The organism is Pseudomonas reactans, from assembly GCF_013385825.1.
In the GTDB taxonomy this organism is placed as follows: domain Bacteria; phylum Pseudomonadota; class Gammaproteobacteria; order Pseudomonadales; family Pseudomonadaceae; genus Aquipseudomonas; species Aquipseudomonas reactans.
This window is the reverse complement of record NZ_JACAPG010000018.1, coordinates 239,815-258,620: the sequence shown is the minus strand read 5'-3', so window position 1 is coordinate 258,620 and position 18,806 is coordinate 239,815. Positions and strand designations below refer to the sequence as shown.

The 18,806-nt window shown below is 52.6% G+C and carries 15 protein-coding genes; 6 read left to right on the top strand and 9 right to left on the bottom strand.

Annotated features, from left to right (window positions below; translation table 11 throughout):
* Positions 1-66 precede the first annotated feature (66 nt).
* The 3 genes from HX868_RS21540 to HX868_RS21530 form a co-directional block, all read right to left on the bottom strand.
* Positions 67-702 carry a hypothetical protein gene (locus tag HX868_RS21540; protein WP_150688483.1) on the bottom strand — a complete coding sequence of 212 codons (636 nt, stop codon included), beginning with the start codon at positions 700-702 and terminating at the stop codon, positions 67-69.
* A gap of 67 nt (positions 703-769) precedes the next feature.
* Entirely contained in the window at positions 770-2,056 is a 1,287-nt protein-coding gene (locus tag HX868_RS21535; RefSeq protein WP_177004314.1) for a hypothetical protein, read from the bottom strand.
* Positions 2,057-2,578: 522 nt separating this feature from the next.
* The gene (locus HX868_RS21530) at positions 2,579-3,253 is read right to left on the bottom strand and encodes a hypothetical protein (protein ID WP_177004313.1); all 675 of its coding nucleotides are present in this window, start codon (positions 3,251-3,253) and stop codon (positions 2,579-2,581) included.
* Positions 3,254-3,725: 472 nt separating this feature from the next.
* Between HX868_RS21530 and HX868_RS21525 the strand changes: the two genes are divergently transcribed.
* The 5 genes from HX868_RS21525 to HX868_RS21505 all read left to right on the top strand — a co-directional run bounded on the left by HX868_RS21525 (position 3,726) and on the right by HX868_RS21505 (position 7,722).
* Positions 3,726-4,055 carry a hypothetical protein gene (locus HX868_RS21525; protein ID WP_177004312.1) on the top strand — a complete coding sequence of 110 codons (330 nt, stop codon included), beginning with the start codon at positions 3,726-3,728 and terminating at the stop codon, positions 4,053-4,055.
* 77 nt (positions 4,056-4,132) lie between these two features.
* Complete coding sequence (locus HX868_RS21520) at positions 4,133-5,101, top strand: DUF932 domain-containing protein (RefSeq protein WP_177004311.1); 969 nt, start codon at positions 4,133-4,135, stop codon at positions 5,099-5,101.
* An 80-nt stretch (positions 5,102-5,181) separates the two neighbouring features.
* Positions 5,182-6,177 (top strand): YqaJ viral recombinase family nuclease, encoded by a 996-nt coding sequence (locus HX868_RS21515; protein ID WP_177004310.1) that lies wholly within the window; start codon positions 5,182-5,184, stop codon positions 6,175-6,177.
* A gap of 77 nt (positions 6,178-6,254) precedes the next feature.
* Positions 6,255-7,175 carry a recombination directionality factor gene (locus HX868_RS21510; RefSeq protein ID WP_177004309.1) on the top strand — a complete coding sequence of 307 codons (921 nt, stop codon included), beginning with the start codon at positions 6,255-6,257 and terminating at the stop codon, positions 7,173-7,175.
* Between the two features lie 49 nt (positions 7,176-7,224).
* Positions 7,225-7,722: a JAB domain-containing protein gene (locus HX868_RS21505; RefSeq protein WP_177004308.1), complete on the top strand. Its 498-nt coding sequence runs from the start codon at positions 7,225-7,227 to the stop codon at positions 7,720-7,722.
* Between the two features lie 441 nt (positions 7,723-8,163).
* On the opposite strand, the gene HX868_RS21500 is transcribed toward HX868_RS21505, so the two are convergent.
* The 3 genes from HX868_RS21500 to HX868_RS21490 all read right to left on the bottom strand — a co-directional run bounded on the left by HX868_RS21500 (position 8,164) and on the right by HX868_RS21490 (position 10,757).
* Positions 8,164-9,414, bottom strand: coding sequence for a phospholipase D-like domain-containing protein (locus HX868_RS21500; protein WP_177004307.1), 1,251 nt, complete (start codon positions 9,412-9,414; stop codon positions 8,164-8,166).
* A 268-nt stretch (positions 9,415-9,682) separates the two neighbouring features.
* On the bottom strand, positions 9,683-9,988 hold the full coding sequence (locus HX868_RS21495) for a hypothetical protein (protein WP_177004306.1): 306 nt from the start codon (positions 9,986-9,988) through the stop codon (positions 9,683-9,685).
* 112 nt (positions 9,989-10,100) lie between these two features.
* A complete protein-coding gene (locus HX868_RS21490; protein WP_177004305.1) occupies positions 10,101-10,757 on the bottom strand; it encodes an inovirus Gp2 family protein in 657 nt (218 codons plus the stop codon).
* 901 nt (positions 10,758-11,658) lie between these two features.
* Here HX868_RS21490 and folD point away from each other — a divergent pair.
* On the top strand, positions 11,659-12,513 hold the full coding sequence (gene folD / locus HX868_RS21485) for a bifunctional methylenetetrahydrofolate dehydrogenase/methenyltetrahydrofolate cyclohydrolase FolD (protein WP_177004304.1): 855 nt from the start codon (positions 11,659-11,661) through the stop codon (positions 12,511-12,513).
* An 82-nt stretch (positions 12,514-12,595) separates the two neighbouring features.
* Here the strand turns inward: folD and HX868_RS21480 are convergent, their stop codons facing one another.
* The 3 genes from HX868_RS21480 to HX868_RS21470 are packed head-to-tail and all read right to left on the bottom strand — an operon-like array spanning position 12,596 to position 18,729.
* Positions 12,596-13,861: a GIY-YIG nuclease family protein gene (locus HX868_RS21480; protein ID WP_177004303.1), complete on the bottom strand. Its 1,266-nt coding sequence runs from the start codon at positions 13,859-13,861 to the stop codon at positions 12,596-12,598.
* Between the two features lie 12 nt (positions 13,862-13,873).
* Positions 13,874-15,940 carry a DEAD/DEAH box helicase gene (locus tag HX868_RS21475; protein WP_177004302.1) on the bottom strand — a complete coding sequence of 689 codons (2,067 nt, stop codon included), beginning with the start codon at positions 15,938-15,940 and terminating at the stop codon, positions 13,874-13,876.
* Between the two features lie 20 nt (positions 15,941-15,960).
* Complete coding sequence (locus tag HX868_RS21470; protein WP_177004301.1) at positions 15,961-18,729, bottom strand: class I SAM-dependent DNA methyltransferase; 2,769 nt, start codon at positions 18,727-18,729, stop codon at positions 15,961-15,963.
* Positions 18,730-18,806 lie beyond the last annotated feature (77 nt).

The following is an 18,806-nucleotide window of genomic DNA, read 5'->3' as shown; positions in this document are numbered from 1 at the left end:
AAAAAGTTGGTCACATAGGTCTGGCAAGAAGTGGCCCGAAAACGTGTGTATGGATTAGATCACCCGTCATTTGAGAAGCGCGAAGAGTACATCCAGTGAAATTTCCACATTGGTGTCTGGTTCGTAGAAACAATCATCTAACGGATCCGTCCAAACCAACTCCCCGGTCAAAGGCCGTCGCATGCAGTTACTCAGCCGCAGGTCCATCGACTCAATCCCCCGAAACTCAGCCGCCAGCGCCAGCGTTTCCATCAACCCAGCATACTGCCTGTGAGCGCGCGCCAGTTCACGACATTGCTGTGCAACAACGGGTAAGTCCCTCGAGCCAGGCTGCCCCTCTTCATCGAATCGCGCAAGCCAAGCCTCAATAACAGGCTCGCTGCCCACTTCAATATCAACCAGGCGCTCGACCTGCGCAAGCCAGTAGAACTCTACCTCAGGACCAGACTCGTAGGTGTCCGATAACGCCACCGCACCATAGTTGTGCAGTACCCTGACAACGTTTGGGTTACCCGCAGCCGATTGTTGCGCCAGGAAGTTATGGCCACTGCCTTGCAGGGTTAGCCTCAGCAAACTGTCACCCGTCTCGAAGATAGTTGAACTGGAACCGGTCTTGAATACCTTCGCGCCTTTGAGTCGCAAGATTTCCAGCAGTCGGTCGAAATTCGGGGTAGGGAAACGCGCGCAGATGTGTTCGCTCATTGTGTTCTTCCATAACAGATTGAGGGTCTGCCGAGCGCAAACTTCGGCTCATTTGGACAACGACAATTCAGCTTGTAGCCGGTTTAATTTCAAGCAGGCCTTCCACCACAGCACTGACGTCTGCCAGGCCGCCAATGCTCACAAGCCAGCCATAAGTGATGGGTTGCTTGCCATTATGCAATTTCGATGGAAACTTCGACATGCTTGAGTGGTGTCGATGGCCTGTGCTGACGGCGATTTCCGCCAGCAGAACTACCAAGTGCCCCCTGATGATATTGGGGTGAACCATCAGACAGATGTTGTTGATGCGGGTCCTTGCTTTCAATAAATAAACCGTCTGGCCGGCAGCGCAAAACTCTGCGAGGTATTTGCTCTCCCTGACGAGCACATATCCGCTCTGCTCAATCAGCTTGATCACCTTATTGGTGAATTCATCGCATGGGACAGCTACGGTCTTGCGGGCTGGCTTGGCCGGAAGCGGTGGAGCAAGGGCAGCTTGGATACTGTCCGGTAGAGGGACGGCGCCTGGCGGTTCCGACATTGGCGCAGCGCCGCCCAGAAGCAACGCAGTTGCGCCAGCCATTCGCGCATAGGCCCGATCGAGTTTCGCAACTCTGTGACGTACAGGGTCTGCTGGCTTCAGGTCACTGAGTGTTTTCTCTCTGATATACACACTCGGTGCGCTGCCGCCACTTGTTGAAGGATGGCAGAAAGAACCCAGAAACTGCCGGGCGTGCAGATACCCGTTATCGACGCACCATTGCAACGCGTCTTCGGGGCAATCGCCCAGGCCGATATACAGGGCGTCTGGGTTAATTTCGCGGAGTGTGGAGACGAAGCAGTCCATGAAGCACTCTCGAAATAAAGGGGAAGCCATCAGGTAGGCAAATGAGCCCGCAAACATGGATTCGCCGCCCTCAGGCGTTGTTGTAAAGGCCGCGTGAGGTATGACCGAGGTTCCGTGGAACAAGCCGGCGTTTTCTTCCCACAGGGACTCTACATCTGGAATGCGCAGGATCTTGTCGAACTTGAAGTGCCGCAGATAGCGCAGCAAGTTTGGGCGCATGGCGCTGCCACCGAATGCACCAAGTTTTTTCACTTCATGAAGCAGCGTTGCAGTCGGGATGCCAACGGCCATTAGTCGCTGGACTTCGCCGTACGCCAATCGCAGCTGGTTGGGGCCTGGGGTGATGCCCACGATGACCAACTTGGCATCAGCGTTGACGTGTTCGAAAGGGATGTACCTGAGGATGTCTCTGCCTGTGTTTTCAATCACGAGCTCGGGACTGTTGGCGCCCGCCGTGCCGAGCCTGCGGATGGCAGGTGAGTAGCGCTCGAAAAGTGTGTGGTCCATCGAGTTGTTCTCCTGATCTGTTCGAGCTCGTTCCGTTAGTAGGGCAGTTGCTCAGCGGTGCCGGTGTTGGGCCGGTATTTTCTCGGTCCGAATCAGTCGCTCGCGCTCTTCGACTCGTCCGCCACGGTTGATAGGGGCCAACCTGTATCCTACCGGCGGAATCGGCTCTGGGAGGTGCCTGGGTCACTCGGCGCGTAGCGTTAGGGTTGTTGTAGTTATGGGTTACCAGAGCTGCTCGTCGCGAACTGCTGCTTCTGGCCATTTTCTGCCCTTCCTGACAGGCAGCAATCGGCCGATTCTGTTGAAAACAGTCGGCCATAGTCTCCACGGCAGAAAAGTACGCACTTGAAATTGAAATTTTTACTTTGAGCAGAGTACTCCGGCTCAGATTTCGCGTAACTGCGCGCTAAAAAAGGCGTTTTCAGCCGTCAGCATGCGGGCAGTCTGGAAGGACTTACTTTTTCAACAGAATCGGCCAATATCGGTCACTCTCGAAGGCCCGCGATGCAGCATGGAAGCGGATCAAGCTTCTGTTTTCTCCTGTGCGCTAGCTGGAATATTCAACTCACTCAGCGAATCAATAAGGACTTGGATTTCCTCAGGATGCTTAGGCCGGGGTCTGCGCACAATTTCCTTCTTCTCCGCTACCGTTCGTTTTTTAGTAGCCGTAATGAACTCCATGAGCCCGCCAAAGATAAAGAACAGTGAAAAACCCAGCGTAAATGGGGCCAGCACTATTCCGATGAATATTCCCAAACATCCGTCCGCCGCTTGATTTGAGTCGTACTCGCATGCCTCAAGTGTCGTCACTTCCTGAGGAGCATAAAGAGCAGCATCGAGCCCGAGAATGTCGGACGCGAAGAGCTCAGACTGCCCCCTTCCGCTTAGAGGCTGGGACGGGTTATTGCTGTACTTTCCAAAAGCGCGATGCTTACTGAGGTGGTCCAGCAGTGTTTGCTCAACATCCCATGCATCCTCGAGCTGCGTGAAGAAAAACTCTTTATCGATAAGTTTTTCATCGCCGTGACCACCATACGCCATGCGATCGACCAGACTAGCCTTAGTCGTGAAGCCAATTTTGTAAAAAAGACCCTGTGGAGTGGTTAGCCGTGCGTAATAGACGTTACCTGCAGGGTTACTAGGCCTGCGGAACCAGCGCTTGAATCTCGTATATAGTGATGCATGTGGCTTGGCCATTCCCTTCACAATTCCCGATAAGTCCTCAGCTGGGACATCCTACAGTGGCGGCATTAAGCCTCCCACCTCAGCCTTGCATCTCCCAGGGCTCGTGAGACGGTAGCTCCAGTTGGTGCTGCCGACCAAGGTCTGCTGTACCTGCCTTGAATCGCGCTCAAATTTGTAGTCATTCCATGACTACTTCTGGCCGATTCCATTGAAAAAATCCGGCTTGGTTTTCACGGCAGAAAAGTACGTGCCTGAAATTGAGACCCTAGCTTTGAACAGAGGCTTCCGGACTCGGATTTCACGTTGTAGCGTGCGAAAGAGATGTTTTCACCCATCAATATTCGAGCATTTTGGGCAAACCGACTTTTCAACAGAATCGGCCGATTGCTGCACTTAATCGTCATGGAGGCCGAATACGATTCGACTCAAAAAAAATTCAGTCCTACATCACTGCCATGACATCCACCCCATGGAGCTCAGAACCATGTCATTGCATTGTCCTCTGTGTAACTCCCCCAAGATCGCATCTTTACAAAAAGCCATGAAGATTGGCGCAGCTGTTGGAACCGTCGGCGGAGCCGCTCGTGGTGCGTGCGTCGCTCTGGCAGCAGGCCAGGTGGGCGCCTCTGTCGGCGCTATTGCCGGCCCTCTTGGCATCACCCTCGGCACAGTTTCTGGTGCCATCCTCGGCGGGCTCGCTGGAGGTGCAGGCGGCTGCGCCCTCGGTGCTCAGCTTGGCGAAAAACTCGATCGCCATGTGTTCGCCAACAACCTTTGTCTCGCCTGCAATCATCGCTTCAACCTAACAGCCTAATCCTCTTACAACATTCTTCGGTAAATGCTGCGCGTGCGCAGCATTTATGCCAGCACGCACCCAAAGGAATTACTCCCATGGCTCATCTCGTCGAACAAATGGCATACGTTGGCGCTACCCCTTGGCATGGTTTGGGTAACCGCCTGACGCAAAAACAACCGCTGGAAGTTTGGCAGCGCGAAGCCGGCATGAACTGGCAGATTCAGGAAAGTCCAGTTCACTTCAAGGCCGACACCGTCGGCAACCTAGGCACGATTCACTCCTTTCCGGAACAAAAGGTTCTCTACCGCTCTGACACCAAGGCCCCCTTGTCGGTGGTTTCCAACCGCTACCAGGTCGTGCAGCCTCGTGAGGTGCTGGAGTTCTACAGAGATCTGACTGAGGTCTCCGGCTATGAGTTGGAAACAGCTGGGGTACTCAAAGGTGGCCGCAAGTTCTGGGCTCTGGCCAGGACCGGGCAGACAACCGTGCTGAAGGGGAACGATCAGGTGAATGGCTATCTTCTATTAGCCACCTCCTGTGACGGCACGCTGGCCACCACCGCGACCCCGACCACCGTGCGTGTAGTTTGCAACAACACCCTGACCATCTCCCTGAACGGCGCTACCCGCGCAATCAAGGTGCCGCACAACACGCGCTTTGATCCACAGGCCGTAAAGAAACAACTGGGCATCGCCGTCTCGCAATGGGATGAATTTATGTACCGCATGCGCGCACTGGCGGAGCGCAAGGTGCAGTGGCATGAGGCGATGGGCTTCTTCATGAATGTGCTGTGTGATGTGGCCCCTAATAGCAAGCTGCCGGAAGTACTTCCGAATGAGCGAGCACTGCGCAAAGTCCAAGGGCTGTACGAAGGCCAAGGTCGTGGAGCGACGCTTGAATCAGCTCAAGGAACTGCGTGGGGCTTGCTCAACGCCGTGACGGAGTATGTCGATCACGAGCGACGCGCCAGGAGTACCGAATACCGAATGGACTCTGCGTGGTTCGGAGCCGGTGCAAGCCTCAAAGCGCGCGCACTGAACGCAGCGCTGCAACTCGCCGCCTAGCCCCACTCACCCCTCAACTATTAAAGCGCCTGGTCAGCTCCTGCTGGCCGGGCGTTTTTTATGCCACATAGGAAAACATCATGGAAACGCAAACGCTGCACCAATCCTGCAGTAAACCCCGCCCGGCCTTGCGCCTGGTGGGGACCAAACAACTTCCCCGAGAAGACTGGCTGGCTGTGCGTAAACAAGGCATCGGCAGCTCGGATGCAGCCGCTGCCATAGGCCTTAACCCTTACAAATCTCAGTTGGAGCTATGGCTGGAGAAAACCGGCCGTGATACCTCACTGCCCAAGCTCGATCCACATGACGAGGAAAGCCCTGCTTACTGGGGCAACATCCTCGAGCCAATTGTCGCGGCGCATTACAGCCAGCGCACCGGCAATCGGGTACGGCGGGTCAATGCCGTGTTGCAGCATCCGGATCCTAAACTGCCTTGGATGCTGGCCAACATCGATCGTGAGGTCATCGGCGTCAACGATGTACAGATCCTTGAATGCAAAACTGCCGGCATAAACGGTGCCCGCCTCTGGAAAGAGGGCGTGCCCGAGTACGTGCAGTTGCAAGTGATGCACCAGTTGGCCGTGACCGGTAAGCAGGCGGCGGATGTGGCGGTACTGCTGGGTGGCCAGCACCTAGAGATCCATCGCATCGAACGGGACGAATCGATGATTGCTCGGCTGGTCGACCTTGAGCGGCTGTTCTGGGATTACGTGGTCAGTGATACCCCGCCACCGGCCGATGGTACGGACTCAGCGGAAGCCGCGTTGCGCTGCCTCTATCCCGAGGATAACGGCCAGACTCTGGATTTCAGTCAACACACAGAACTGGCCAGCACCTACAAGTCTGTTCGCCAGAGCATTGCTCAGCAAGAGACGCGCGAGGCGCAGCTCAAGCAAGTCCTGCAGCAGGCCATGGGCGCAGCCACTCGTGTCGAATTTACCGAGGGCTATATCAGCTGGAAGAAGTCCAAGGACAACATTGCTCTGGACGTCGAACAGATGCTCAAGGACAAACCCTACCTGCAAGCCCGCTATCCCAAGATCAAAACAGGCAGCCGCCGCTTCCTGATCGGCTAAACCATTTCCCTCACCCAGGCCACCCGGACCGTTTACGTCCCGGTGGCTTTTCTAATTTCAGATCAAGGATAACCGCCATGCTCAAAGGTTTAGCGATCACCCCTCCGGTACTCGGGCGCATTTCCATCGGCAAGGTTATCGAGAAAAACGGCAAGCGCCTCCCCGAGAAAGACGATCAATTCACCATCACCTCGCAAGTCCAAAACCGCGACGGTTGGTTAATGCACCCGCACAATGAGGAACTGCGCAATGGCCAGGATGGCAAGTTGCGCAGCATTCCGATCCGCTTGCTGTTCAACGACCCGGACCTGAACTTTCGGGCTGACTACAGCCTGTTCGACCGCGCTACCGGCCGGCCGCTGTGCGTGGGCAATGGTGAAACCTGCAAGCGTTTGACCAAGGACGGCATCCAGTTGTTGCCCTGCCCTTCACCGGATGGCTGTTTACTGGCGCAAGGCGGAGCCTGCAAGCCCTACGGACGGCTGAATGTTGCCATCGGGGATGACGATCCGCTGGGCAGCTTTGTCTTTCGCACCACGGGCTACAACAGCATTCGTACCCTGGCAGCACGTCTGCACTACCTACAAGCCATCTCCGGCGATCGATTGGCCTGCCTGCCGTTGGAACTGCGTCTGCGTGGTAAGTCCACGCGGCAGAGCCACGACACACCGATTTTCTACGTCGATATCACGGTGCGCAGCGGCCTGAGTCTAGAAGACGCCTTACTGGAAGCCAAGCAGCTCGACGAAACCAGGCAGGTCTCCGGCTTTAACCAGAGCGCCCTTGATCATGCGGCCCGGCAGGGCTTTAACAATGGGGCCTTTGAGGACAGCGAGGAGGACACCGGTGCTGTCGTCGATGAGTTCTTCCCTGCCATTGAAGATCAGCCCAGCCATGTTGAGCCCCAAGCCCAACTAGCAGCGCCTACCAAACCCTCACTCGCGCAAAAGCTGGAGTCGCAAGCCACGCGGCACAACGGCAAACCCACCGCCCAGTAACCGCGTTGCTCAATCCCCCCTTCTCACGCATTCGTACAGGAATACCCGCATGAAATATCACAAGCTTATAGCCGATGAACCGATCGGGACCTATGTCATGGACTCACCGGTCACCGAGGCCGATATCCTGCAGATGGCGCAACAACTAGCAATGAGTCGGTTGTCGAAAGGCCGGGCACTGACGGAGCCGAAACAAGTCTTCAGCCACCTACAATCACTGCTGCAGTACCACGAGCATGAAGTCTTTGCGTTATTGCTGCTTGATACCAAGTACCGGGTTATTGGTTTCCGAGAGCTATTCAGAGGCACCCTAGACGGGGTCAGCGTATATCCACGGGAAGTGGTCAAGATCGCCTTGGAGCACAACGCTGCCGCCGTGATCCTAGTACATAAGGTGCACAACAGCGACTCAGAGACCTGTCAAGCCGTTCACACATTGACCACCAACATCAAGAACGCACTCAACATGATTGGCACCCGAACATTGGATCATGTCGCCGTGGGATATGACGGTTGTGTGTCGCTGGCTGAGCAGGGGTACCTGTAACGCCTATGCTCACACCGTCCGATGGACTGCCCTTGGCTGACGCTAGGGCGGTCATCGGCACGATCCCCATCACTTATTTTTTTAGCCATCGATCTGCAGCCCTATGCGAGGCTATTTCAGCCTGAGCGCCTGCTTCCACGTTGGCGCCTGCCACTCCCAGGCATGCACTTCCTCGAACGTCTTCGGCAGCAGTGCGCGTCCAACTCTACGCTCGCGCACAAGGGCGTTGCGGGATACAGATGTAAGACCCTCACACCAGTCCGTATCAGTCTCATCAGGAAGCCATTGAATTCGCGTCGGAACCCTTGGACGCGGTCCTCCGCCCGGATGATTCCTAGATTGGATGTTCGTTCCGACCATGACTTGCTAACCTATTGTCACCATCGTAGAAGCCCCAATCAAAGCGCCCTGATTTTATCACTCGCTTGTAGCACTGCGATGTCAGTGACCAGCCCCCACATCCGACGAGCTTTCTGGCAGAGTCTTTGGCTGTGGCCCCTCAATATAAGGGACGTCAAACATCGTTCTGGAACGCCACCCTTCTGGCTCGCGATCGATCAAAACCCAATATTTTGAAGCTCTCTTCGGCGCGGGAAGCGGGGTCTTTAACTTCATTCTTTCGAGGTAGCGCTCTTCAAACGCGGATCTGTTCATCGCTTTAAACCCAATGTTCTCAACAGACGGACCGCGAACCAAATTGGCTGAACCACTCATGACCTCGCACACGCTCTCGGAAATACCGGCGAAGAATTTTGCATGGAAATCTTGCTTCCTGGCATCCATGGCGACAAGCCTGTTTTCCAAGCCAAACTTCTCTAGAAGCTTGACCGAAATTCCGTCCTCCTCCATGGCCTTCCTATAGGCCATCCACGTCGCTCCACGCGTCAAGAAAACGGACTTCTCAGAGTCCAGCATGCCAAGCAGCCACTCCCATATGGCTAACTGTTTTTCTGAAGACATGAATGTCGTGCCCACGAACGGTGAGACGATCAGAATTTGATCGGCAAGCAGATTCCAACGGATGATCAACTTTTCAAGCAAGTCCATGGCATCGTCCTTGGACACAATACCATCCAACGTTTCCTCAAACTTTGCTCCGGAAACATCCGCAAGGAGAAAGTCGTTTTCCGATGTAGGTCCGGTGCCGGTGCCCATCAAAAGCCGCGCATAAAAGGTGGCCGTGTGCCTTCCTCCACACGAACACGTCACGGGCACACGCGCCACTGCATAGTCGTGGTGAGGGCCACCCTTCAATAGAAAGTTCTGCGCGGTGTAGTAGGCTCTAACAACTCCCGAAATCTCGTTTCCCAAAGCTGTCTTGGCGAGGCCCTCTAAATCAGCCGAGCTCTTCGCGCATTGATAGAGCGGGGTTGCCGAGTAGTTGAACCGCCACACATTTAGGTTCAGATCAATGTTGTGTCGGAAAACGTCATGGGCAACTGTGCTCCGATCCCCAGCGAATGACTTTTCATGCCTTGCTTTGATTTGCTTGCAAAGCTTGCCGCCAGACTCTAGAGGATTGTTGAGCTCGATTACGAACGGTTGATTGCACCTAGGGCAATCAACCTCCCAATAGCCATGGTCGTTTTCACCTTGAAATTTGATCTCGACGTAATGATGCGGCTGCCCGCAATGAGGACAATTTGCCACATGCTCTGTTCTGTCTGTGCCATCGTCTGGGCTTGATCTCATCTTGTCTCCTGGGCATTCGTCCTGGGCGCTGTTGCTTTGACCCGATAGAACCTCTTTTCACACTACCCTGCGGTGAATCCAGCTTCAGGCAGAACAAACTTCTGAACTACAGGGATAGCTAACCCCAAGGAAGTGAACGAGCCATCTCCGCTGAATCACCATAACAAACGAAATGGAATGCAGCGCTATCAAGTCAACGGGTGTCGGTATCCGGTATTATTGGGGCAATTCCAAACGAAATGCAGGTGGCTCAACACTCATCGTCTTCTTAATCGACTTGAACGATCTCAACCGCCAAGCTCTGGATGATCTCGATACCTTCAGGGCACTCCACCAGCTCGATCTCGTCGACGCTTGGAGTTGTGAAGCCGTAATCAGCCGTGACGCGCCATACGACAGCCCCAGCCTGGGTAGTCCCTGTGAATAAAGACGCGTAGGTTTCACCATCCCCCTTGAATTTTTGAGCCTCCAGCAGCTCAGATGAGGACTGAACAATCGAATCTGCCGGGATAGTTACCTTCTTGCCTGACAGTTCGTAAACCACATCCTGAGTCACTTCAATCATTGATGCCATGGTGCCCTCCTAGTAAAAGGGCACCACTGTAGTGGCAATCGGATGGCCAGGAAACAGGGCATTTACTCAGAATGGGGAAATACGTGTCGACTAATCGACGAGTTTTCCTACCTTAGACCCGGCTGGCTCCAAACCCATGCTGACCATCCCCATAGGCTTTAGTAGCAGACTTGCAGAGGTAGCTGGCTCTGTAGAACAACTCTCGCTGCCCCAGCTCATCATCTCTGTGCAGGCGATAGTCAGGTTTATCTGGGATATGCACTAAGCCGTCACACTCATCGACTGATAGCCTCAGGGCACTGGCCCAGGCTCCTACAAGACGATTGAAGATGTTATCCCTGCCTGGCTCAAAATTTCCAAGCGTAGTGAACGCGTCTCGGTTGAGCAGGATGAGTACGTGGTAATGAGGTTTACCCAAGAACCCGATCTCTCTCGCCCAGCCGTATCGCACCATAGTGTCGTGGATATGCTTCCCCGATGAACCAGCCTTTAATCGATTGTGCTTGATCTTCGCCTTGAAGGATTCCAGGAAACGGTCCATCACCCTATTCGTATACAGGTAGTCAGGCAGATCTATAGCAGCGGGAAAGCGCAAATCAAATCTGAATGCGAAACCACGCGGACAATCGTCCATCGCTCGCTGGAGCACTTTATTAAGACTATATAGGTAGTTTCGCACAAAAGGACCTTTACTCACTTGGATAGGAAAACCAAGGTAATGATCCTCATAGCAGAGCATGAGATTAGCATTATCTGGATGACGCTTCATGAGTTAGCTCCAATACGTTAAATACATATCGGAGTGAGCCTCAGTAAATTTTTACATTGCAGAGACTATCTATTCTATCGAGACAGATTAGACCATACATAGGCTGCTTGGCTCTATCCAAGCAGCCAGACTTCGCCATCAAACAAGACGATACCACTTAATTTGATAGTAAGTGACACCCAACTAAAATGATCAGCACAAGACAAGAGATAATGACTTGTCTACTGACCCACCCAGAGGATATAAATATTACGCGAAGGCCAGTGCTAGAACTTTTCATAAACTTAGCAGAACATATGCATAAGCATATTACCAATACCGAGAATCCTCCCCCTCTTCCGGAGTCACTTTCTAATCAAAATCGCTCAGCACAGCGATGAATTACAAGCTTCCTCAACACTGGAAAAATAACACCATAGCCAGCGGATACCCAACCATGCCTCCCATGTTTTATTCCTGACCAAGATAAATTAATTGTGAACGCCAAATAACCAATCGGTACTGTAACCGTAATTACGACATCGTCAGATGCCCCCCCACTTTTACAAGCCTATCAGTGCGCATTCCACCGTCATCCAGCCACCCATTCCACGCACATCCTGTCTGCCTGACTAAGGCAGACAAGATTAATTCACCACCATCGACCTTTTTTATCGAAGCACAGTGGTGGTCGTTGAGCGGTCATCCATGCCTAAAATTCGAGGTAGGCCCATTTGCCCGGCAGGTCGCCGCGAGCTTGCAAGTAGGTCGAGCCAGCGTCGGAGAGGCCGGAGGGCGTGGAATGCGCAGCATGAAAGGGATCGCTCCCCCCTACCTCCGACATGAGAGTACTGACACCCGACAAACACGCGTGCGACAATACCCACCTACTTTCACTAACAATCGTGGTTCTCCAAGCGTAATGACTGCACAACTCATCGACGGCAAAGCCATTGCCTCAAGCCTTCGCAAAAAAATTGCACAGCGCGTGACAGAGCGCCGCGAGGCAAATCTGCGCATTCCCGGCTTAGCAGTCATTCTCGTGGGGAGCGATCCCGCTTCCCAGGTCTACGTCGCCCACAAGCGCAAGGACTGCGAAGAGGTTGGCTTCATTTCTCGAGCCTATGACCTTGATGCCAATATCAGCCAACAAAATCTGCTAGAGCTGATCGAAAATCTTAATCGGGATCCCGCCATAGACGGAATACTGGTGCAACTACCCCTGCCTGCACACCTAGATGCTTCACAATTGCTAGAGCACATCTCACCGGACAAGGACGTAGACGGCTTCCATCCGTTCAATATTGGTCGCTTGGCCCAGCGCATGCCGGTGCTGCGACCTTGCACGCCCAAGGGCATCATGACCCTTCTACAGAGTACCGGCGTAGACCTGTATGGCTTGCATGCAGTAGTGGTAGGGGCCTCTAATATCGTCGGCCGACCGATGGCGCTCGAACTCCTGCTGGCCGGCTGCACTATTACTGTAACTCACCGTTTCACTCGTGACCTGGCTAGCCACGTGCGTCAAGCGGACATCGTCGTGGTTGCAGTCGGGAAACCAGGCTTAGTCAAAGGCGAGTGGATTAAGGAGGGTGCCATTGTCATTGACGTCGGCATCAACCGCCAAGCTAGTGGCAGACTGGTAGGTGACGTGGACTTTGAATTGGCCGCTGAGCGTGCTTCTTGGATCACTCCAGTACCGGGCGGCGTCGGCCCGATGACGCGCGCATGCCTACTGGAAAACACGCTATACGCCGCAGAACAACTGCATGACTAACTACTAGTAAAGCAGCATGAAAAGCCCGATAGATGCATAGCCTATCGGGCTTTTTATTTTATACGAACTTGCAGTTCACAAGCTAAGTTCGGGGGGCATCTACTCTATTTTTCTCAACAATCTTCCCAGACGTATTGTCCATCCGGTACCTAACAATGGTTCCATCGATTATTCGCTGGATAACCTCTTTCGCTACCTGTAACGAAACGGCGAACCACTCGCGAGGGCGGTATTGCCTGCCATCCTTTCCGATGAGCTCCACATTCAGCCGCTGCACCGCCAGGAAGCCGTGCACCAGCGACTCGAACCGTTGAGGGTTCATGTTGAAGCACTCAAACTCTGTTATTTTTTGGACAGGGCTTTCGAGGAAAGCAATGTCCCGTTCAGCGTTGCGAATCCTTTCATCAACCGTCAGCTCGGTGTAACCAATCTTGTAGAGGTGTGGAAATTGCACCAGCGAAGGGTTATGACTCAACGTCTTAACGATATAGATGACTCCAGTGCGGCGATCACGGTGAGTCAATCGAATGTCTTGAAAGGCTTCAGTCAGCGCATCATCCCGATCACGCAAGATACGACGGCCCGTTTCATCCATGTAGAGGGCGCGACCAAGAGACCTGCGCAGCATGTTCGACTCAGTGCCATTCTCGAAGATCAGCCTTAGCCTTGCATCCTTATGCTCTCCGCGACCGTGCTCATCGCCCACCTTATCTACAAAACACATGACACCGTTGAGAATGAAGGAGTCGCCGCTAGTAATCTGCCAGTTTTCAGCGAAGCGCACGGACTCTGCCTTGCCTCCTTTGAGGTCGGCATGTAATTTTTTGAAGATCGAATCAAACTGCCAGAAATCCTCACATTTTGTGCGCTGAGCAACTTCATCCGGCGTCCCTCTATCAGTCGGGACGTGTTTGATGTCCAAAATGCTCATATCACCCACATCAAGCAGTCCCAAGTCATCACCACCCAAGATGTCGTCGATACTCATCACATCATCAACCGCGACGGGGGAAGGAAGGGACACGGGCATGGCCTTTTGCACCAGACAGAGTCCGGCTAAAACACTATATCGGTCAAGAGGCTTGAGAGCAGCATGATCACCGCTCGCCATTATCGCCCTAAGCCGCTTGGCCATCTGCCGCTCGGGCATGCTTTCACTATGCTCTAAAGGCAGCCGACCGTGCCGGTCAATAAACTGGTTGAGCTCTTCAAAACGAGAGGCCATCAGGTCGCCCTTACCGGGTGCAGCGGAGTGCGATTTCACGCTGAGTAGACCGAACTCATCCGATGCACCAAAAATACTGTCCAACGAATTCAGTTCGCGGTGTCTCTTACTATGCAGGTTCATTCCATCGCCCCGTCACATTGTCTGCTGTTGTTGCTGAAGTTTCTCGCGCTTACGTTTTTTAAGGTACTCCAGCCCTTCGGCATAGCGCACTTCAATTGAGTCATTCGAGGTCAGGGAAGGCTCGCGCCCCTTTTCTTGGCGGAATGCCACAATGCGGGGCCAAAGGATTATGGCCTCTTCCTCCGTCATGGTGATCCGGCCCGCAGCCACTACATCCTGAATAGTCTTCAGCATCGCCGGAGTCACGGATTTCGATAGAATCTCGTAAGCGCCATGGAACGGGTTAACCCGCTCAATCAAGTCAAGGGACAGATTCTCGATGTTGACGAATTTTTCGCCCATTTTGACGAACTGCCGGCTGCCTTCAGGCGCCTTAGGCGGTGATGAAATTACTGGCCACTCCCCCGACTCCCCTCCACCCGCACTACCGCCGCAAACATCAACTCGATCATCAATGATCACGGCATTTGGAGGAAGGTCCTCCTCATTGAACAGCCCGCCAGAGCTACCAATCAGCGCTTTGGTCAGCACTCCAACACGTACCTGCTCAGCCTCTTCCGGGGTGAGGTCGGGATACTTTCTCTCGATTATCTTCGGTAGTTCAATTTCGTTGATGACCTCTGGCTCAACTCCTCCACCTACCAGCGATTTACCGACTTCAGGTTTCTGGATCAGCGTGGCAATGATGTCATCGCTATCACCGTTAAGAATCTTGATGACCTTTTCGGAGACAGGGGCTGTCACGTCATTGACGATAATCGTACCTGGCACGACATAATCGCCCTCTTTTATCTGAGAGCGCGGTTTAAATGTCACCGTAGGCGCCAGCACCTGTTCCATCAACAACGACAAGGTGATCGCCTTGAGCATGTTGTTTACCGACACCTTCACATCCTCGTCCTCAGCGTCCGGCTGGGCAATCAGATTGGTGAATTGAGCGTGTATTTTGCACTCCGAATCACGGGTGGCTCGTCCAATGATCTGCACAATTTCTGTCATCGAACTACGATAGCCAATGGTCAGTACATGCTCACACCAAGGCCAGTCGAAACCTTCTTTCGCCATGCCCAAGGCAATTACTGCATCCAAGTCGGATGCTTTCCCCACGTTACGCAGGTATTCAACGACCGATACTCGTATCGGACCGTCATCAACCAGATTGGCTACTTTCATCAACGAGCCGTCCGGACGGCGCACGGTAATGATCCCGGTCTTTGGATCTTGCTCAAGCACAGTCCCCATGACATCGAGGATATGATCGACCTCACCATGCTTATCCTTGGTCGACTCACCACTGTTGACGTTCGGAATATGAATGATGGTCTTCTTACGGCTGTCCAGCACATCCCTCAACGCATCGATATAGCGTCCCTGGTAAAAGTGGTAACCAATACCAAGAGACTTCAGGTAGCGGTAACCGTTGAGCTGTTCATAGTAGGTGTACGTCACCTTGTCGAACTTCTCCTCATCCTCAGGTAGCAGGATAGGCACCGTGTCTCCGCGAAAATAGGAGCCAGTCATCGCAACGACATGTGCACTGGACACCTTCATTACCTTATCAAGCAGCACACCCAGGCGGTTTTCACCATCGACGGAGACATGATGGAACTCATCAATTGCTATAAGAGTTTCATTGAAGTCTGTAGGGGCCAGCTTCTCGAAAGCGAAGCGAAGCGTGGCATGTGTGCACACTAGTATCTGTTCGGAAGGGCTCGCCATGAATCGTTTGAACGCTACAACCTTGCCTTCTTCACCGCCTGGCAGACACAAGTTGTTATGTGGCAACACAGCCCAATCTGCAAAGAAGCCATCTTTAGTCAGCAAGGTGTCCCGGAAAGAGGCGCCGATTGACATTTCTGGAACCGCCACGATTACCTTGCGAATCCCTTGATTGATTAGCTTATCCAGCCCTAAAAACATCAGAGCGCGCGACTTACCGCTGGCAGGGGGGGCTTTCAACAACAAGTATTGACTGGCACGCGAGGCGAAAGCCCTCGCTTGCATCTCGCGCATCCCCATACCGTTTAGGGATGAGCTCTTACCCGTCTGAGCGTATTCAACTTTCAGCAAATCAACCATTTTGGGAGCTTCCTTTCAAATTATTCGGCGACAGCAGTCTTGGTCGCTCGAGGCTTACGTGTCTTCTTGGAGACGGCCTCAACAGCTTGCTGCTGTTCCTGCTCGATCAGTATCTCGTAGCGGGCAAACAAGTGTTCTAAGCGGTCAGAAGCATCTCGGAATGGACGAGAGCGGTATAAGCGCTCAACCGCAGCATCTAACACCCTATGAGCATTTTTTAAGTCTCCTGGCATGGTTTCCGGATCGTACAAGTAGGCTAACGACTTATCCGGATAGTTCTCGCGCGCCATCAAGACTTCTTCGGCTAGAGCCTCAATTTTACTGCGCTGCAAGTCAGTTGTTTCAGGCCAGGGGAATGTGTTGTAGACCATTGAGGCTGAGTACCTATAGTCACTTTTCAATCGTCCACCAACAGTTCGCATCCAGTCGTTATGCATAGTGGATGTGAGCACTCCGAACTCGTAAACGGTGCCTTCAGGGATAATACTAACGAGATTATTTGCTACTGCGGACGCATCCATAAAGCCCATGGGCACATACTCACGACGCTCGGAAGAAACCAACGGAACAATGATGTATGTCCCTGACCGCGGCTGATTATCCTGCCAGAACAGGTGGGGTTTTTTTGCTAGCTCCCTGGTTTGAGAGTTGGAGCTTTCTAGCCTGGATGAAGTGACATCATTTAGTCGTCTAACTACCTTCTTACACTTTAAAACCTTTTCCAGATCAACATCTGCCAACCACAAACACCATCGATCCTTTCCTTGAATAAACTCTTCTGCACCATAGATCCGCTTTAGCCATTGCGCTGACTCTGGGTCTGTGGCCAACAAGTCATCACGTTCAGATCTGCTCAGCAATAAGTTACCGCCATCAGATGGCTGGCTTCCCCGTACCATTTTCTGAACTTTTGAAATAGGCGAGGTTCTGCTGACTGCAACGATATCACTGCCTTCCAAAAGGTATGGCATGATGTTTTTGGCAGTTTGACCATGCCACTCACCGTCTATTTGTCGGAACATTACTTTTTTATCAGGCGCAGTTGAAAGCCCAATTACCGTCACATGAACTCCGGCTTTAAGCCTGGCATTATTGCTCCAGGAAAAAGTCTGATAAGCAATATGAATCGATACTCCAGCATTCAGTATCTTAGGCCATAGAAGTGATACTTGCTCGCCCTGACAAATCGAATTGGTTGAAACAAATGCAACCTCGGCTCTGGTTCCGCTTATGTACTGCGCACCAATCCAAAACCAACAGGAAACAAAATCGAGATCTTTAAATTTTTTGAACCCTTTAAACACCTTCTCCATATCGTTTTTTTGTTCTTCCGTGCGACTGTTGTAACCTAAATACGGAGGGTTGCCGCAAACATAAATTTCAATCTCGCTCCCGTCTGCATCATGCAGCGGGCATATTTTTCGCCAGTCAACATGCAAGCTATTTCCATGAATTATATTTCCGCTTGATTTCAGCGGAAGCATGGGTTCTGAGTGGCCAAATGCAACCTCGAACTCCGTATGCATCTGGTGCTCTGCGAGCCAAAGCGAAAGCAAGGCAATTTCATGGGCGAAGTCGTCAATCTCAATACCGTAGAACTGAGAAAGCTTCATGCCCGTCATGAACATCACGTGCTGATTACTGACGTCATTCAACGCACGGAACACTTCCATCTCAAAGCGCCGAAGCTCTTTGTAAGCGATGATTAAGAAATTTCCTGAGCCACAAGCAGGATCGAATACACGAATGCGCGTCAAGCGCTCTAGAAGAGACTGGAGCCTCTTTTCATTACCACGTGAACGATCTAACTCATCGTAGAGTTTGTCAAGAAACAGCGGCTTTATGACCTTCATGATGTTGCTAACGGAGGTATAATGCTGCCCCAGACTGCCGCGTTGTTCCTCTTCGATCACCGCCTGGAACATTGATCCAAAAATATCTGGATTTATCTGCGACCAATCCAGTGTGCTGCATTCCAGCAGCAGGCGACGTGATCTTGGCCCAAATACCGGAATTGTCGTTTTCTGCCCAAATAAGCCTCCGTTCACATATGGGAAGGCTTTCAAGTGAGCGGGCATCGACTGCCGAAGAGAACTGCTATCCGGCTCATTTAGCACTGCAAATAGCTTGCCTAAGAACTCCGATACATCATTGCCGTCATCAGCGGTTGTCGATTTTATTGCGTCACTGAACTGGTGCTTCGCGAAGATGCCTGTGTCTTCTGCGAAGAAGCAGAACAGTAAGCGAGTAAGAAAGACATTGAGCGCGTGGATATCCTCTGCTGCGGTTGTCTGGTTCCGCTCACAGATCAGATCGAACAGACGCCCCATTTTTTCAGCAGCCTTGACGTCCGCCACGCTTTCCGTATGTGTGTAGGTCTTCTCCAAGCCGGCCAGCGGTAAGAAGAAGGCATACTGCTGATGCAACTCGGTGAACGGCATTTCCATACGCTCATCCGCTTTCAAGTCATACGCTACCAATTCGTCGAAATTGGTGACAATGACGAAACGGCTCTTGAGTGCTTTGATAGCGTCACTGTCCTTCAGGCTTTCCGCCGTCTCATGGACGCTCCCACTCGACGGGATACTACGAAAGTAGAGCTGCCCTTTTAGAGCTACATCTCCCGCGATCTTCGCTACGTTGCGAACGCCACCATTCCTGATTTGGGTGATTGTGTTCTTGGCAAAGCCGTAAGCATTCAGAAAGCCATAGATAAACTCAACCTGTACATCTGCCTGCTGGGTTAGCGATTGCAGCGTGTCGTAGAGCTGGGTCTGGTTGATCGACATAAGAAACTTCCTTTCATCAGCGGCTGGCCAAGAGCTTTGGCATTCCATTTTGCTTGAGCGTGCGACCAATTATGCCG

Excerpts from the sequence above, each read along its gene's own strand:
- HX868_RS21515 (WP_177004310.1), top strand. The coding sequence starts at position 5,182 with ATGGAAACGCAAACGCTGCACCAATCCTGCAGTAAACCCCGCCCGGCC.
- HX868_RS21520 (WP_177004311.1), top strand. The coding sequence starts at position 4,133 with ATGGCTCATCTCGTCGAACAAATGGCATACGTTGGCGCTACCCCTTGG.
- HX868_RS21525 (WP_177004312.1), top strand. The coding sequence starts at position 3,726 with ATGTCATTGCATTGTCCTCTGTGTAACTCCCCCAAGATCGCATCTTTA.
- folD (WP_177004304.1), top strand. The coding sequence starts at position 11,659 with ATGACTGCACAACTCATCGACGGCAAAGCCATTGCCTCAAGCCTTCGC.
- HX868_RS21530 (WP_177004313.1), bottom strand. The coding sequence starts at position 3,253 with ATGGCCAAGCCACATGCATCACTATATACGAGATTCAAGCGCTGGTTC.
- HX868_RS21490 (WP_177004305.1), bottom strand. The coding sequence starts at position 10,757 with ATGAAGCGTCATCCAGATAATGCTAATCTCATGCTCTGCTATGAGGAT.
- HX868_RS21510 (WP_177004309.1), top strand. The coding sequence starts at position 6,255 with ATGCTCAAAGGTTTAGCGATCACCCCTCCGGTACTCGGGCGCATTTCC.
- HX868_RS21540 (WP_150688483.1), bottom strand. The coding sequence starts at position 702 with ATGAGCGAACACATCTGCGCGCGTTTCCCTACCCCGAATTTCGACCGA.
- HX868_RS21500 (WP_177004307.1), bottom strand. The coding sequence starts at position 9,414 with ATGAGATCAAGCCCAGACGATGGCACAGACAGAACAGAGCATGTGGCA.
- HX868_RS21470 (WP_177004301.1), bottom strand. The coding sequence starts at position 18,729 with ATGTCGATCAACCAGACCCAGCTCTACGACACGCTGCAATCGCTAACC.
- HX868_RS21475 (WP_177004302.1), bottom strand. The coding sequence starts at position 15,940 with ATGGTTGATTTGCTGAAAGTTGAATACGCTCAGACGGGTAAGAGCTCA.
- HX868_RS21535 (WP_177004314.1), bottom strand. The coding sequence starts at position 2,056 with ATGGACCACACACTTTTCGAGCGCTACTCACCTGCCATCCGCAGGCTC.
- HX868_RS21495 (WP_177004306.1), bottom strand. The coding sequence starts at position 9,988 with ATGGCATCAATGATTGAAGTGACTCAGGATGTGGTTTACGAACTGTCA.
- HX868_RS21505 (WP_177004308.1), top strand. The coding sequence starts at position 7,225 with ATGAAATATCACAAGCTTATAGCCGATGAACCGATCGGGACCTATGTC.
- HX868_RS21480 (WP_177004303.1), bottom strand. The coding sequence starts at position 13,861 with ATGAACCTGCATAGTAAGAGACACCGCGAACTGAATTCGTTGGACAGT.